Source organism: Williamsia serinedens (assembly GCF_024171725.1).
Taxonomy (GTDB): domain Bacteria; phylum Actinomycetota; class Actinomycetes; order Mycobacteriales; family Mycobacteriaceae; genus Williamsia_A; species Williamsia_A serinedens.
The window spans coordinates 93,304-106,218 of record NZ_JAMTCG010000008.1 but is presented as its reverse complement, the minus strand read 5'-3'; the positions used below and the strand labels follow the sequence as shown (position 1 = coordinate 106,218).

Genomic DNA, 12,915 nt, shown 5'->3' with positions numbered 1-12,915 from the left:
TGTGGGTGTCGATCCCGACGAACACCCGATCGGCACTGCTTTCCGACGGCGGTTTTGTCATGCTGGCCATGGGTCACCTTTGGGCTAGGAGGTGGGCCGCACGCGACCGGTCGGGCCGGGTGGACAGAACAGTGACGAGACATTGCCGTGTGTCGTCAGGCTCCTATCAAGCCACACCCGGACCGGCCGGGAGCACGCTGACGGCCCCGGACAGATGCGCCCAGGCCCAAGGGCGAGTCGACCGATCGCTCGAAGGACAACAGCCAGGTCGTGTCAGTGCAGAAATGAGCCAGACCCACCCCTGAACCGGGCCCATCGAGTATCACTGTGCAGTAGATCCCCGCGAGCGTGCACTCGATCCCGCCGACGGTGCACTCGATGCAGTCGGTCGTGCGGTACTGCACGGTCGACGGGATCTACCGCACGGTCGGCGAAATCTACCGCACGCTCGGCGGCGTGTATCGGCACGCTCGGCGAGGTGGGGTGCGGCGTCCCGGGGGTCAGTACTGGGCGAGCCAGAAGCGGATGCCCTGGTCGTCGACGCATGCGGCGGTCGTCGCGTAGGGCTGGCGCGACACCGGATCGGTGACCCGACCTCCTGCCGCGACCACCCGCTCGACCGCCGCCTCGATGTCGTCGACGGCCCACATCGCGATCGCCTCCGACGTCGCGGCCCCGCCCCCGATGCCGATCTGCGGGCGACTGTCGACGACCTCCCAGCCGTCGTCGATGCGGCCGGGCGTGAACTCCCACCCGAGCACCCGACCGTAGAAGTCCCGATGCGTCGCGCTGTCGGGCGTGTACACGGTGAGGTAGGTCAGTTCGCCGTGGCCCGACGGGTGCATCTCGCCCCTCCTCTGCGACGCGTCGGGCACGGTGACCGCGAACTCCACCCCCTGCGCGTCGACGAGGTCGACGGCGCCGTGGCGCTCCGCGGTGTTCTCCGGCACCCGGCCGCCCGCGTCGATCGTCGCGCGGCGGGCGGCATCGAGGTCGTCGACGGCGTAGACCGCGAAGATCGTGCGACGGTCCGGTGCCTCCGAGATGCCCAGCCGGTGCGACAGGTTCGTCACCTGACCGTCCTCGACCACCCAGCCGAGCACCGACGAGTAGAACGCCGCCGCCCGTCCGGCGTCGGGGCACCACAGCGACAGGTAGACGACATGGCCGGGCCGGACCCGCTCGGGGGCAACGGCTTCGACGGAGAGAGGCGACGACAGCATCCAGCGGTGACCGAACGGATCGATCACGACACCGGTGCGGGATCCGTGCGCGTCGTAGGGCTCGCGCTGGACCCTCGCGCCGCCGGCAGCGGCCGCGGTGACGGCCGCGTCGGCGTCGTCGACGGCGAGCATGAGACTCACCGAGACCGCTCCGGGCGCCGGTGCCGACAGCCCGAGTTCCGCGAACGCCTCGGCGAGATACACCGCACCGCCGCCCATCTCGAGCTCGGCGTGTCCGATCCGCCCGTCGGGCATGGTGATCGGGGTACCGCGCAACCGGGCGCCGAGGTGCTCGACGTACCAGTCGATCGCGGCCGGTGCGTCGGCGACGGCGAGATACGGCAGGGCGCCGGGACGTTCGACCGCGGGAGCGGCCGCCGCGGGGGCGTCGAGGGTGACGGACATGTCGACTCCTTCCGGGAGGTCGACGCCGCGCCGCAGCCGCTCGCGCAGCCGCTCGGTGAACGTGGCGTCGGGGGTCATGGGCTGGTCGTCGTCGGCACGCAGGACGGCCAGCGGGTCGCGGGGGCTCATCGTCGGCCTCCTCTCGTGGGCTGCGATTCGTGGGGATAGCGCGTGCGGAACTCGTGTTTGGCCCGCGTCAGCAGTGACTCTGTGGCGGCGACGCTGCGTCCGAGCGCCTCGGCGCACTGCCCGACCGTGCAGTCGTCGACGTAGCGCAGCGTCAGCACCGCGCGGTGCAGCGGGGTGCACTGCGCGAGCGTGTACTCCGCGACGAGACGGTCGAGCTCGACGTCCCAGTCGTCGTGTCCCGCGTCGGGGGTGTCACCGACCGGTTCGGGTGTCCGTGCCTGCCGTCGCCAGTGGTCCGCGAGTTTGTGGCGTGCGACGCCGATCAACCACGGCACGGTCGGCGTCGGCGGGTCCGGTCGCCGCATCGTGTCCATCGCCGCCAGGAACGTCTCCGACGTGACGTCCTCGGCGACCGCGCGATCACCGCAGCGTCGCACCACGTAGCCGTAGACGGCGGGGAGGGCCTCGTCGTACACCGCCAGCACCGCCTCGGGACCGGGTCCATCAGTCACGACCACATCGTCGTCGCGGGACGGCACTTTCCGTCGGTCGAATCGGTGAGAAACTGGGCCGGGCCCTGCCCCACGACGAAAGAGGACTGCCGTGCACGTCCGTCCCGCTCTCCGGCTGACCGTCCTTCTGTGCGCGCTCGTGGCGCTCGGCACCTCGCTCGTCGCCCCGGCCTCGGCGCGCACCCCGCTGCCGGTCCCGTACGACTTCTTCGCCGGCGCGCGCGAGGAACTCGCTCACCCGGGCGGATCCGCCCCCGGCACCAACGACTTCGCGTGCCGGCCGACCGCCGCTCACCCCGACCCGGTGATCCTGGTCCACGGGACCGGGGGCAACCGGCAGACCAACTGGGCCACCCTCGGCCCGGCGCTCGCGAACGCCGGGTACTGCGTCTTCGCCCTCACCTACGGCACGCTGCCCGGGAGCCCGTACCCGATCTCCGGTCTCGGCGGGTTCATCAGCATGGTCGACAGCTCCCGACAGCTCGGCGCCTTCGTCGACCGTGTCCGCGCCGCGACCGGTGCGGCGAAGGTCGACATCGTCGGACACTCCGAGGGCACGTTGATGCCGCAGTACTGGGTGCGCTACCGCGGCGGCGCGCCCGTCGTCGGCAAGTACGTGTCGCTGGCGCCGTACTGGAAGGGACAGGACTCCTCGGCCTGCGACGACGCCGTCGCCGCGATCACGGGCATCGGGCTCCCGGCCAGTGCCTGGCCGTACCCCGAGTGCAACGAAGAGGACTACGGCTCGTCCTTCATCCGTGCGATCAACGCCGGCGGCAGCCCGTACTCGCCGGGCATCGACTACACCAACGTGCTCACGCGGTACGACGGCATCGTCGAACCGTGGACCGACGGCCTCGTCCCCGGCCCGCGCACCACGAACATCGTCGTCCAAAACACCTGCGCGGCCGACCGCTCCGACCACCTGTCGCTGGTGGCCTCGCCGCGGACCGTCGCGATCGTGCGGAACGCCCTCGACCCCGCGCACCCCGTGCCCGTCCCGTGCGTTCCCGTCGCCCCGGGGCTGCCCGGCTGACACCGCACCGATGAGTTCCGGGCGCCGCGCCGGTCAGTACCGACATGGCCACCGGAACCGTGTTCAGCGCCCTGCTCTCCAGCGACGACCCCGCGCGGCTGCGGGACTGGTACGCAGCCGTGTTCGAGGCGTCCGTCGAGCACGTCGGCGACGGTGACGGGTATCAGGTCGTCGACCTCGACGGCTTCTACCTGATGATCGACTCCCGCGACGACGTGACCGGACGCGCGGCCGAACCCGCCCGCGTGATCCTCAACGTCGAGGTGGACGACGTCCCGGCCACCGCCGTCCGTGTCGACGAGCAGGGTCTCGGGTGGCACGCACGCCCGGAGGAGCGGGGCGGCAACTGGTTCGCGACGGCGATCGACCCCGACGGCAACCTCGTGCAGATCATCCGGCTGTCCGACGCGATGGAGCGCGAGGCGCAGGAGGCCTCGATGACACCGTTCAGCGGGTTCGCCGTCCGCGACGTCGATGCCGCGGCCGCCTTCTACGGTGACGTCCTCGGGTTGCGCGTCGACCGCAACGACATGGGGCTGCTCACCCTTCACCTCGACCGGCGCACCCGCGTCATCGTCTACCCGAAGCCCGATCACGAATCCGCGGGCTTCACCGTCCTGAACCTTCCCGTCCCCGACATCGACGCCGCCGTCGACGATCTCGCGAGGAAGGGTGTCGAGCTGCTGCGATACGACGGCATGCCCTGCGACGACAAGGGAGTCATGCGGGGACGGTCGGCCGGGATGGGCCCCGACATCGCCTGGTTCGCCGACCCGTCCGGCAACGTGCTGTCGGTGCTGCACTGACCCACCGCCGCTCTCGCGACACCCGTCGACTCCGGCGACTGCGATCGCAGTCGCGGGAGCGCGCCCACGTCAGCGCGGTCAGGACCGTGCGGCCGACCTCCGCGCGACAGCGACCACCGCGTCGGCGACGGCATCCGGGGCGTCGAGTGGCACGAAGGTGCGCGCGTCCGGCACGGGCGTGAACTCCGCGTCGGGGAAGACGCCGGCGAGCCGTCGGCCGAGGTCCGGGGTGAAGCACCGGTCGTCGGAACCCCATGCCAGCGCGACCGGACCGTCGAATGTCAGTGACCGGGTGACGCCGTCGAGCTCGGCGGGGTCGATCGCGCGCAGGAACGTCACCAGGTCGCGACGGATTGCGGAGCTGGACAGCAGGGGGTCGATCCAGGAGCGGGTCAGGGCGCTGTCGGGGCCGTGCGCCAGCAGTCCGTAGCCGAGGGGGCTGTGGCGCAGGGCCGTCAGTCGCATCGTCGGGATCATCGCGCGCAGGATCGCAGGTCGCTGGAGCAGTGCGAACACCTCGCGGAACGGCCGCGGCGGGAAGACGTCGAAGGCGTCGCAGTTGGTGAAGACCACCTGTCCGACGCGACTCGGGTCCGTGGCGAGGAGGAACTGGCACAGCGCGCCGCCGGTGTCGTTGCCGACGAGCGTGACGTCGGACAGGTCGAGGTGCGCGAGGAGCCCGGCGATCGCCGCGGCGACGGACCGGGGGGACAGCGGCGCGCCGGCGTCCATCGCTGTCGAGTGCGCGCCGAGCGGCAGGTCCGGGACGACGCAGCGCACCCCGCGGTCGACCAGCCGATCGACGACGTGCGACCACAGTCGACCGTCGGCGAGCACCCCGTGCACGAGCACGGCCGTCGGCGCGGAGGGGTCGTCGGGTCCGGCGACGCGGTAGGGGATCGGACCGAGATCCGACGTGAACTGTGCGGGGGCGGGGTGACCGGTCATCTCGGATACGCTCTCGTCGTCGAAAGTTACATACAAACAGCCTGCATGAAAGTTACATACAGACGGTATGGAAGTCAACGATCAGCCGCGACGACGCACGCAGTCCGAGCGGAACGCGGCCACCCGTAGGGCGTTGCTGGCCGCTGCACGACCCCTGTTCGGGTCGGCGCCCTTCGCCGACGTCTCCACCCAGGCCGTCGTCGCGGCCGCAGGGGTCACCCGCGGCGCGCTCTACCACCACTTCGAGGACAAGAAGGGGTTGTTCGTCGCCGTGTTCGACGAGGTGGAGGGGGAGATCACCGAGGGCATCGCGACGCGCGTCGCGGAATCCGGCGAGACCGATCCGCTCGCCGCGATGCGCCTGGGAGCCCGAGTGTTCCTCGAGGCGTTCGTCGATCCGATCGCCCAGACCATCGTCCTGGTCGAGGCGCCCTCGGTGCTGGGCTGGAAGGAGTGGCGGGCCCGTGGCGAACAGTTCGGCATGTCTCTCGTGGTGGGCCTGCTGCAGGCCGCGGTCGCGACGGGTGCGGTCGCGGACCAGCCGACCCGTCCCCTCGCCCACGTCGCCATCGCTGCCATCGACGAGGCCGCGCTCTACGTCGCGGCCGCCGACGACCCCGACCGCGCACGGGCCGAGATGCTGGTCGTGCTCGACCGTCTCATCGACTCGTTCGCGGCCGGGTAGGTCACGTCAGAGAGCCGCGCGGACCACGTCGCGGAACGGGGTGAGATCTCCGACGAGGCCCGTGAGATCGGTGGCGTCGCCGTCGAGTTCGCCGCGGGCGACGCCGGCGTCGGAGTCGGCGAGGACCTCGTTCATCGGGGCGGGCACGCCGTTCTGTGCCAACGCGGCGGCGTAATCGGTCTGAGGCAGGTCCTGGTACCGCACCGGCTTCCCGGACACCTCGGCGAGGATCCCGGCGATGTCGTCGTAGGTCAGGCTCTCGGCGCCGGCGAGTTCGTACACGCGGGGAGTGCCGTCGACGATGGCGGCCGCGGCGGCCGTCGCGTAGTCGGCTCGCGCGGCGGGTGCGACGCGCCCGTCGCCCGCGGCGCCGTACAGGACGCCGCCGTCGAGCGTGGGCTGCAGCGCCGCGACGTAGTTCTCGGAGTACCAGCCGTTGCGCAGCAGGATGTGGTCGACGCCGGACTCGGCGAGGACCTTCTCGGTCTCGACGTGCTCGCGGGCGAGCGCCAGCCCGCTCGCGGTCGCGCGCAGGATGCTCGTGTACGCGATCAGGCCGACGCCGGCGTCCCGCGCGGCCTCGATGACCGTCGTGTGCTGCGGGACCCGCGACCCGACCTCCGACCCGGAGACGAGGAGCAGGCGGTCGACGCCCTCGAGCGCGGCGCGGACGGCGGCACCGTCGGCGTAGTCGGCGACGCGGACGTCGACCCCGCCGTCGCGCAGGCCGGACGCCTTCCCGGCATCACGGACGATCGCGACGACGTCCGAGGGTGCGACACCCCGGGCGCGGAGCGCGTCGATCGCCAGGGAACCGAGCTGTCCTGTGGCGCCGGTCACGGCGTAGGTGGTCATGGGTGTCTCCTTCGTCCGGGTCGTCCCGCGCGTTGCGGTGACTCATCAATAGCACTAACAAAACTGCATGTGCAAACACGGATGCATGCGGCGCCACCTGGTCGGCTATGATCAGCCGGTGCACGCGGACGAGTTCGACCCCTCCCTCGAGGCGGATGTCTTCGCGCGCGACTGCAGTTCGCGCGACATCCTCCAGGGCCTGACGACGCGCTGGGCCGTCCTCGCGATCGCCGCGCTCGCCGAGGGCGACTTCCGGTTCAACGCCCTGCGCCGCCGGGTCGACGGCGTCAGCGAGCGCATGCTGTCCCAGACGCTGCAATCCCTCGAGCGGGACGGTTTCGTCACCCGCACGGTCCTGCAGTCCATCCCGCCCCGCGTCGAGTACTCGCTGACCGACCTCGGTCGTCGCGTGTCCGTGCCGATCGTCGGCCTCATCGAGACGGTGCAGGCTGCCGTGCCCGAGGTCGTCGAGGCCCGTCGTGACCACGACGAGGACCACGACGCGCCCGTCGCCGCCGGGGGTACGCGGACCCGGTGAGGATCAGGCGTGGACGACGGCGACTGACCGTCGTGGGGGTGGTCGTGGCCGTCGTGGTGGTCGTCATCGCACTCGCGGCGCCCTGGCGGGGCGGCGCGCCCGCCACCGACGACGAGGCCATGACGCCCGACAGCGTCGTGGTCGGCCGTCACCCGGTGCAGTACGTGGCGCTCGGCAGTTCGTATGCGGCGGGGCCGGACTCGTCCGACATCGTCGACCGGCGCTGCATCCGCAGCGGCGACGACTACCCGCGCCGCGTGGCCGCGGCGGAGGGCTTCGACCTGACCGACGTCACCTGTTCGGGATCGACCATCCCCGACATCCTGCGGCGGGCCCAGCCCGGTCGGGCCGACCGTCCGCAGATCGACGCCGTCACCCCGGACACCGGCCTGGTCACCATCACCACCGGCGGCAACGACGTCCACTACATCCCGCGCCTCACCGACCTCAGTTGCGCGAACCAGCCGTCGCGACAGCCTCGTCGACCGCGGCACTGTCACCCCGAACGGCCGTCGTCGCTGTCCGCCCCGGGTGAGTACACCGCGCTGGAGAACGCGATGGTCGCGGTCGTGGACGCGGTCCGTGCCCGCGCACCCCGCGCCGTCGTCGTCATCGTCGACTACATCCCCGTGCTGGACCCGCAGGCGACGCTGTGTGCGGGTGTCCCGCTGACGCGCGAGCAGGCGATGGAGACCGTGCAGACCTTCGACCGTCTGACCGCGGCGACCCGCGCGGCCGCCGAACAGTCGGGCGCGATCCTGGTCGACGCGGCCGCCGCGGCGGAGGGACACACCGTCTGCTCGTCGTCGCCGTGGGTGTCGTCGTTCGTCCCGCCCGCGCCGTACCACCCGAACGCCGCGGGCCGTGCCGCGATGGCGGACCTCACCGTGGGCGCGATCCGTGACTCGGGACTGTTCCCGACCTCGACGCCGAGCTGAGGGAGGCGGTCAGGCGACGGCCGGCGTGGACGCCCTGCGCCGCCACGCGACCCACGCCGCCGAGACGAGGAGGAGCACGCCGGTGCCGAGGATCGCCGTCCCGGCGATCGGGGCGACGCTGTAGCGCAGCGCGACACCGACGACCACCGCCGCCAGACCGACCGGTGCGGATCGCGAGACGCGCTGCGCGGCCGGGTCGATCATCGACCGACCGGTCGTGACGAGGCTGAGCGGCGACCGCCGCAGCGCCTCGACGATCAGGATCGTCACCGCGACGGTCGCGAGGTAGTCGACGACGATGACGACCGCCGAGTTCGTCCGCACGTCGACGACGATGTAGCGCTGCACCACGTCGAGCGCGATCGCATGCGCGAGATAGATGCCGAACGACCGGTCGGCGGCGGTGCGCATGAACCGGGCGACCACCGACCCGGGGGTGCGGCGTTCCTGCCACAGCGTCCCGAGGCAGTAGAGCATCGCGATGATCGCGGCGTAGGCGAAGGTGTTGTGCAGCATGAAGACGTTCGTCGCGCGGAACATCTCCTCGCCGTGGTGCACGAGCCAGAGGAAATAGCCCAGGGTGGCCGCGACCACGACGAGACCGACGGCGAACACCTGTGCGCGCCGGCGGCGGGCGAACGACTGGAACGCCTCGAAGTGCATCGCCGCGATCGCGCCGGACAGGATGAAGAACTGGTACGGGAAGATCGTCACCTCGAGATGCCGCCACACGAGACCGACGACACCGTGGGTGAAGATGCCGTGTTGCGGGCGGACCATCATCAGCAACAGGACCGCGTGGATCGCGAAGCTCCCCGCCAGCAGGTAGCGGTGCCTGCCCCAGGTGCGCCGCAGCACCCACAGGGCGATCGGGAACACCAGATAGATCTGCATGCTCACCGACAGGAAGTACAGGTGGTACCAGGCGGTGCCCGTGATGAGGTCGTAGACGAGGCTCTTGCCGGCGAGTGCGGCGTCGTGCGCGCTGCGGACGGTGTCGGCGATGTTCGTCAGCCCGCCGCCGAGGTAGTGGCCGTAGAGCCAGTAGAAGAGGCTCCACACCACGAACGGCAGGCCGATGAGCTTGAACCGTCGACGCAGGAACGGCGCGACCTTCAGGTCGCGGTGGCGGTACTGGTAGGTCAGGACGAACCCGGTGAGCGCGAAGAACCCGTAGCGGGTGTAGCGCAGGAACACCTCGACGCCGCCGACCGTCGACGAGGCCTGGGGCGCCGCGGGGCCCATCATGACGTGGTCGAGGATCACGCCGGCGAACGTCACGAGGCGGACGAAGTCGATCTGGTGGAGGTGGTTGTCCTTCGTCCGCACCGGCTGCGGAGGCGTGAAGGCCGTTTCGTCCGTTTCCGGCGGTCCGACCGGCGGGTCCGGGGCGGGGGAGCGCGTCGACGCGGGTGTCACGCGCGAGCCGGGGAGGACCATCGCGAGGTCTGACGATACGACTTCTTCCTGGCAAAGTGCTGTCGGCGTGCACGGACGCGGCGATCGGCGTCGTTCGCTGACGGCGTACTCGCCCCGGGATGGGCGCCACCACCTGCGCCGTTGACGGACTTGTCGGGCTCGGACCCGCACGGACGACGGCACAACCCCGGTGTCGTCCGGACGCGGCCACTACAGTGGACGCAGGACGTCGACGCAGGTGACGTGTATCCACACGCCTCCCCGCGATCGCACGCCACACGGCTTCCCCGACGTCCGCGTCGGGAGCCACTCACGTCGTAAGGGAGAACAATGTTCGAACGGTTCACCGACCGCGCGCGCCGGGTTGTCGTCCTCGCCCAGGAAGAGGCGCGGATGCTCAACCACAACTACATCGGTACCGAGCACATCCTCCTGGGTCTGATCCACGAGGGCGAGGGTGTCGCGGCCAAGTCGCTCGAGTCGCTCGGCATCTCGCTCGAGGGTGTGCGCAGCCAGGTCGAGGAGATCATCGGCCAGGGCCAGCAGGCACCGTCGGGCCACATCCCCTTCACCCCGCGCGCCAAGAAGGTGCTCGAGCTGTCGCTGCGCGAGGCGCTGCAGCTGGGCCACAACTACATCGGCACCGAGCACATCCTGCTCGGCCTCATCCGTGAGGGCGAGGGTGTCGCGGCGCAGGTGCTGGTGAAGCTCGGCGCCGACCTCAACCGTGTCCGTCAGCAGGTCATCCAGCTGCTCTCGGGCTACCAGGGCAAGGAGCCGCAGGAGGCGGGCACCGGCGGGCGCAGCAGCGAGTCCGGCACGCCGTCGACCTCGCTCGTGCTCGACCAGTTCGGCCGCAACCTCACCGCGGCCGCCGCCGACGCCAAGCTCGACCCGGTCATCGGGCGCGAGAAGGAGATCGAGCGGGTCATGCAGGTGCTGAGCCGCCGCACCAAGAACAACCCGGTCCTCATCGGCGAGCCCGGCGTCGGCAAGACCGCCGTCGTCGAGGGCCTCGCGCAGGCGATCGTCAACGGCAACGTGCCGGAGACGCTCAAGGACAAGCAGCTGTACACCCTCGACCTCGGGTCGCTGGTGGCCGGCAGCCGCTACCGCGGTGACTTCGAGGAGCGCCTGAAGAAGGTCCTCAAGGAGATCAACACCCGCGGCGACATCATCCTGTTCATCGACGAGCTGCACACGCTCGTCGGCGCGGGTGCCGCCGAGGGTGCGATCGACGCCGCGTCGATCCTGAAGCCGAAGCTGGCCCGCGGTGAGCTGCAGACCATCGGTGCGACCACGCTCGACGAGTACCGCAAGTACATCGAGAAGGATGCCGCCCTTGAGCGCCGGTTCCAGCCGGTGCAGGTCGGTGAGCCGTCGGTCGAGCACACCATCGAGATCCTCAAGGGTCTGCGCGACCGCTACGAGAGCCACCACCGGGTGTCCATCACCGACGGTGCGCTCGTCGCGGCCGCCTCGCTGGCCGACCGCTACATCAACGACCGCTTCCTCCCGGACAAGGCGATCGACCTCATCGACGAGGCGGGCGCGCGCATGCGCATCCGTCGGATGACGGCGCCGCCGGACCTGCGCGAGTTCGACGAGAAGATCGCCGGCGCGCGCAAGGAGAAGGAGTCCGCGATCGACGCGCAGGACTTCGAGAAGGCCGCCAACCTCCGCGACAAGGAGAAGCAGCTCGTCGCCGAGCGCGCCGAGCGGGAGAAGCAGTGGCGTTCGGGCGACATGGACGTCGTCGCCGAGGTCGACGACGAGCAGATCGCCGAGGTCCTCGGCAACTGGACCGGCATCCCGGTGTTCAAGCTCACCGAGGAGGAGACCACCCGTCTGCTCCGTATGGAGGACGAGCTGCACAAGCGGATCATCGGCCAGGAGGACGCGGTCAAGGCCGTGTCGAAGGCGATCCGTCGTACCCGCGCCGGTCTGAAGGACCCGAAGCGTCCGTCGGGCTCGTTCATCTTCGCCGGCCCGTCCGGTGTCGGTAAGACCGAGCTCTCGAAGGCGTTGGCGAACTTCCTGTTCGGCGAGGACGACGCGCTCATCCAGATCGACATGGGCGAGTTCCACGACCGCTTCACGGCCTCGCGGCTGTTCGGTGCCCCTCCCGGGTACGTCGGCTACGAGGAGGGCGGCCAGCTCACCGAGAAGGTGCGCCGCAAGCCGTTCTCGGTGGTGCTGTTCGACGAGATCGAGAAGGCGCACTCGGAGATCTACAACACCCTGCTGCAGGTCCTCGAGGACGGCCGTCTCACCGACGGTCAAGGACGCACGGTCGACTTCAAGAACACCGTGCTCATCTTCACCTCGAACCTCGGTACGTCCGACATCTCCAAGGCGGTCGGCCTGGGCTTCAGCTCCGGTGACGGCACGCAGTCGAACTACGAGCGGATGAAGCAAAAGGTCAACGACGAGCTGAAGAAGCACTTCCGGCCCGAGTTCCTCAACCGCATCGACGACATCGTCGTCTTCCACCAGCTCACGCAGGACGAGATCATCGCCATGGTCGACCTCATGCTGAACCGTGTGGAGACCGCGCTGAAGAACAAGGACATGGCCCTCGAGGTCACCGACAAGGCCAAGTCGCTGCTCGCCAAGCGCGGCTTCGACCCCGTGCTCGGTGCCCGCCCGCTGCGTCGCACGATCCAGCGCGAGATCGAGGACCAGATGTCGGAGAAGATCCTCTTCAACGAGCTGACCCCTGGTCAGATCGTGCTGGTCGACGTCGACAACTGGGACGGCGAGGGCGACGGCGACGGTGCCGTGTTCACCTTCAAGGGTGAAAAGAAGCCCGTCGAGCTGCCGGAGTCGCCGGTCGAGCTGACCAAGGCGGCGGAGTAGTCGAGCGCTGACGGGTGACCTGACCCGCTGAGCCGCGAAGGGGCGCAAACGATCCGGTTGCGCCCCTTCGTCGTGTCCGGGGTCGGTCGCATCAGGGATCAGTCACCGGCGATGCGCGACCGGTGGGTCTCGGTCAGCGCGGTCATGCGCTCCAGCAGCTCGGTCAGGGCGTCGAGTTGGGCGACCGTGTGCCCGTCGAAGAGGCGCTGCCCCTCGACGACCATCGGACCCCAGGCCTCCCACACCCGGTCCCGTCCCTCCTCGGTCATCTCGACGAGGACCCGACGGCGGTCGTCGGGGGACGGCGATCGCCGGAGGAGTCCCTTGGCCTCCAATCGGTCGATGAGCGCCGTGGTGGCCGCCGGTCGCAGACCGGTGGCGGTGGCGAGTTCCTTGGCCGTCAACGGACCCTCGGACAGCCAGTCGAGGCACCGCAGATCGGCCGGACCGAGCCCGAGACGCCGCCCGACCGCGTCGTCGAAGGCCTGCACGCTGCGCTGGTAGCGCTGCATCGCCGTGCCCACCTCGGCGACGGCCTGTTGACGGGACCGGGCTGCCATGC

Annotated in this window: 12 protein-coding genes; 6 read left to right on the top strand and 6 right to left on the bottom strand. The window is 70.3% G+C overall.

Features of this window, described 5'->3' with window-relative positions; translation table 11 throughout:
* Positions 1-500: 500 nt before the first annotated feature.
* Together LX12_RS20395 and LX12_RS20390 are read right to left on the bottom strand one after the other, a co-directional pair.
* Positions 501-1,757, bottom strand: a complete 1,257-nt coding sequence (locus LX12_RS20395; RefSeq protein ID WP_253656445.1) for a VOC family protein — start codon at positions 1,755-1,757, stop codon at positions 501-503.
* Positions 1,754-2,242 (bottom strand): RNA polymerase sigma factor, encoded by a 489-nt coding sequence (locus LX12_RS20390; protein ID WP_253656451.1) that lies wholly within the window; start codon positions 2,240-2,242, stop codon positions 1,754-1,756. The genes LX12_RS20395 and LX12_RS20390 overlap by 4 nt, the downstream gene beginning before the upstream one ends.
* Positions 2,243-2,360: 118 nt before the next feature.
* On the opposite strand from LX12_RS20390, the gene LX12_RS20385 reads away from it, so the two are divergent.
* Together LX12_RS20385 and LX12_RS20380 are read left to right on the top strand one after the other, a co-directional pair.
* Complete coding sequence (locus LX12_RS20385) at positions 2,361-3,305, top strand: esterase/lipase family protein (protein WP_253656444.1); 945 nt, start codon at positions 2,361-2,363, stop codon at positions 3,303-3,305.
* 44 nt (positions 3,306-3,349) lie between these two features.
* A complete protein-coding gene (locus LX12_RS20380; RefSeq protein ID WP_253656443.1) occupies positions 3,350-4,111 on the top strand; it encodes a VOC family protein in 762 nt (253 codons plus the stop codon).
* 78 nt (positions 4,112-4,189) lie between these two features.
* On the opposite strand, the gene LX12_RS20375 is transcribed toward LX12_RS20380, so the two are convergent.
* Positions 4,190-5,059, bottom strand: a complete 870-nt coding sequence (locus LX12_RS20375; protein ID WP_253656442.1) for an alpha/beta fold hydrolase — start codon at positions 5,057-5,059, stop codon at positions 4,190-4,192.
* Positions 5,060-5,126: 67 nt separating this feature from the next.
* Here LX12_RS20375 and LX12_RS20370 point away from each other — a divergent pair, with 67 nt between their 5' ends.
* Complete coding sequence (locus tag LX12_RS20370) at positions 5,127-5,744, top strand: TetR/AcrR family transcriptional regulator (RefSeq protein ID WP_253656441.1); 618 nt, start codon at positions 5,127-5,129, stop codon at positions 5,742-5,744.
* A 6-nt stretch (positions 5,745-5,750) separates the two neighbouring features.
* On the opposite strand, the gene LX12_RS20365 is transcribed toward LX12_RS20370, so the two are convergent.
* A complete protein-coding gene (locus LX12_RS20365) occupies positions 5,751-6,599 on the bottom strand; it encodes an NmrA family NAD(P)-binding protein (RefSeq protein WP_253656440.1) in 849 nt (282 codons plus the stop codon).
* A gap of 85 nt (positions 6,600-6,684) precedes the next feature.
* Between LX12_RS20365 and LX12_RS20360 the strand changes: the two genes are divergently transcribed.
* Together LX12_RS20360 and LX12_RS20355 are read left to right on the top strand one after the other, a co-directional pair.
* Positions 6,685-7,137 carry a winged helix-turn-helix transcriptional regulator gene (locus LX12_RS20360; protein WP_372505114.1) on the top strand — a complete coding sequence of 151 codons (453 nt, stop codon included), beginning with the start codon at positions 6,685-6,687 and terminating at the stop codon, positions 7,135-7,137.
* The gene (locus tag LX12_RS20355; RefSeq protein ID WP_253656438.1) at positions 7,134-8,075 is read left to right on the top strand and encodes an SGNH/GDSL hydrolase family protein; all 942 of its coding nucleotides are present in this window, start codon (positions 7,134-7,136) and stop codon (positions 8,073-8,075) included. The genes LX12_RS20360 and LX12_RS20355 overlap by 4 nt, the downstream gene beginning before the upstream one ends.
* Positions 8,076-8,084: 9 nt before the next feature.
* On the opposite strand, the gene LX12_RS20350 is transcribed toward LX12_RS20355, so the two are convergent.
* Positions 8,085-9,515: an acyltransferase gene (locus LX12_RS20350; RefSeq protein WP_253656437.1), complete on the bottom strand. Its 1,431-nt coding sequence runs from the start codon at positions 9,513-9,515 to the stop codon at positions 8,085-8,087.
* Positions 9,516-9,824: 309 nt separating this feature from the next.
* Between LX12_RS20350 and LX12_RS20345 the strand changes: the two genes are divergently transcribed.
* The gene (locus tag LX12_RS20345; protein WP_253656436.1) at positions 9,825-12,353 is read left to right on the top strand and encodes an ATP-dependent Clp protease ATP-binding subunit; all 2,529 of its coding nucleotides are present in this window, start codon (positions 9,825-9,827) and stop codon (positions 12,351-12,353) included.
* 98 nt (positions 12,354-12,451) lie between these two features.
* On the opposite strand, the gene LX12_RS20340 is transcribed toward LX12_RS20345, so the two are convergent.
* Positions 12,452-12,913, bottom strand: coding sequence for a MarR family winged helix-turn-helix transcriptional regulator (locus LX12_RS20340; RefSeq protein ID WP_301284918.1), 462 nt, complete (start codon positions 12,911-12,913; stop codon positions 12,452-12,454).
* Positions 12,914-12,915 lie beyond the last annotated feature (2 nt).

Excerpts from the sequence above, each read along its gene's own strand:
- LX12_RS20395 (WP_253656445.1), bottom strand. The coding sequence starts at position 1,757 with ATGAGCCCCCGCGACCCGCTGGCCGTCCTGCGTGCCGACGACGACCAG.
- LX12_RS20380 (WP_253656443.1), top strand. The coding sequence starts at position 3,350 with ATGGCCACCGGAACCGTGTTCAGCGCCCTGCTCTCCAGCGACGACCCC.
- LX12_RS20375 (WP_253656442.1), bottom strand. The coding sequence starts at position 5,059 with ATGACCGGTCACCCCGCCCCCGCACAGTTCACGTCGGATCTCGGTCCG.
- LX12_RS20370 (WP_253656441.1), top strand. The coding sequence starts at position 5,127 with ATGGAAGTCAACGATCAGCCGCGACGACGCACGCAGTCCGAGCGGAAC.
- LX12_RS20365 (WP_253656440.1), bottom strand. The coding sequence starts at position 6,599 with ATGACCACCTACGCCGTGACCGGCGCCACAGGACAGCTCGGTTCCCTG.
- LX12_RS20360 (WP_372505114.1), top strand. The coding sequence starts at position 6,685 with ATGCGGCGCCACCTGGTCGGCTATGATCAGCCGGTGCACGCGGACGAG.
- LX12_RS20350 (WP_253656437.1), bottom strand. The coding sequence starts at position 9,515 with ATGGTCCTCCCCGGCTCGCGCGTGACACCCGCGTCGACGCGCTCCCCC.
- LX12_RS20345 (WP_253656436.1), top strand. The coding sequence starts at position 9,825 with ATGTTCGAACGGTTCACCGACCGCGCGCGCCGGGTTGTCGTCCTCGCC.
- LX12_RS20340 (WP_301284918.1), bottom strand. The coding sequence starts at position 12,913 with ATGGCAGCCCGGTCCCGTCAACAGGCCGTCGCCGAGGTGGGCACGGCG.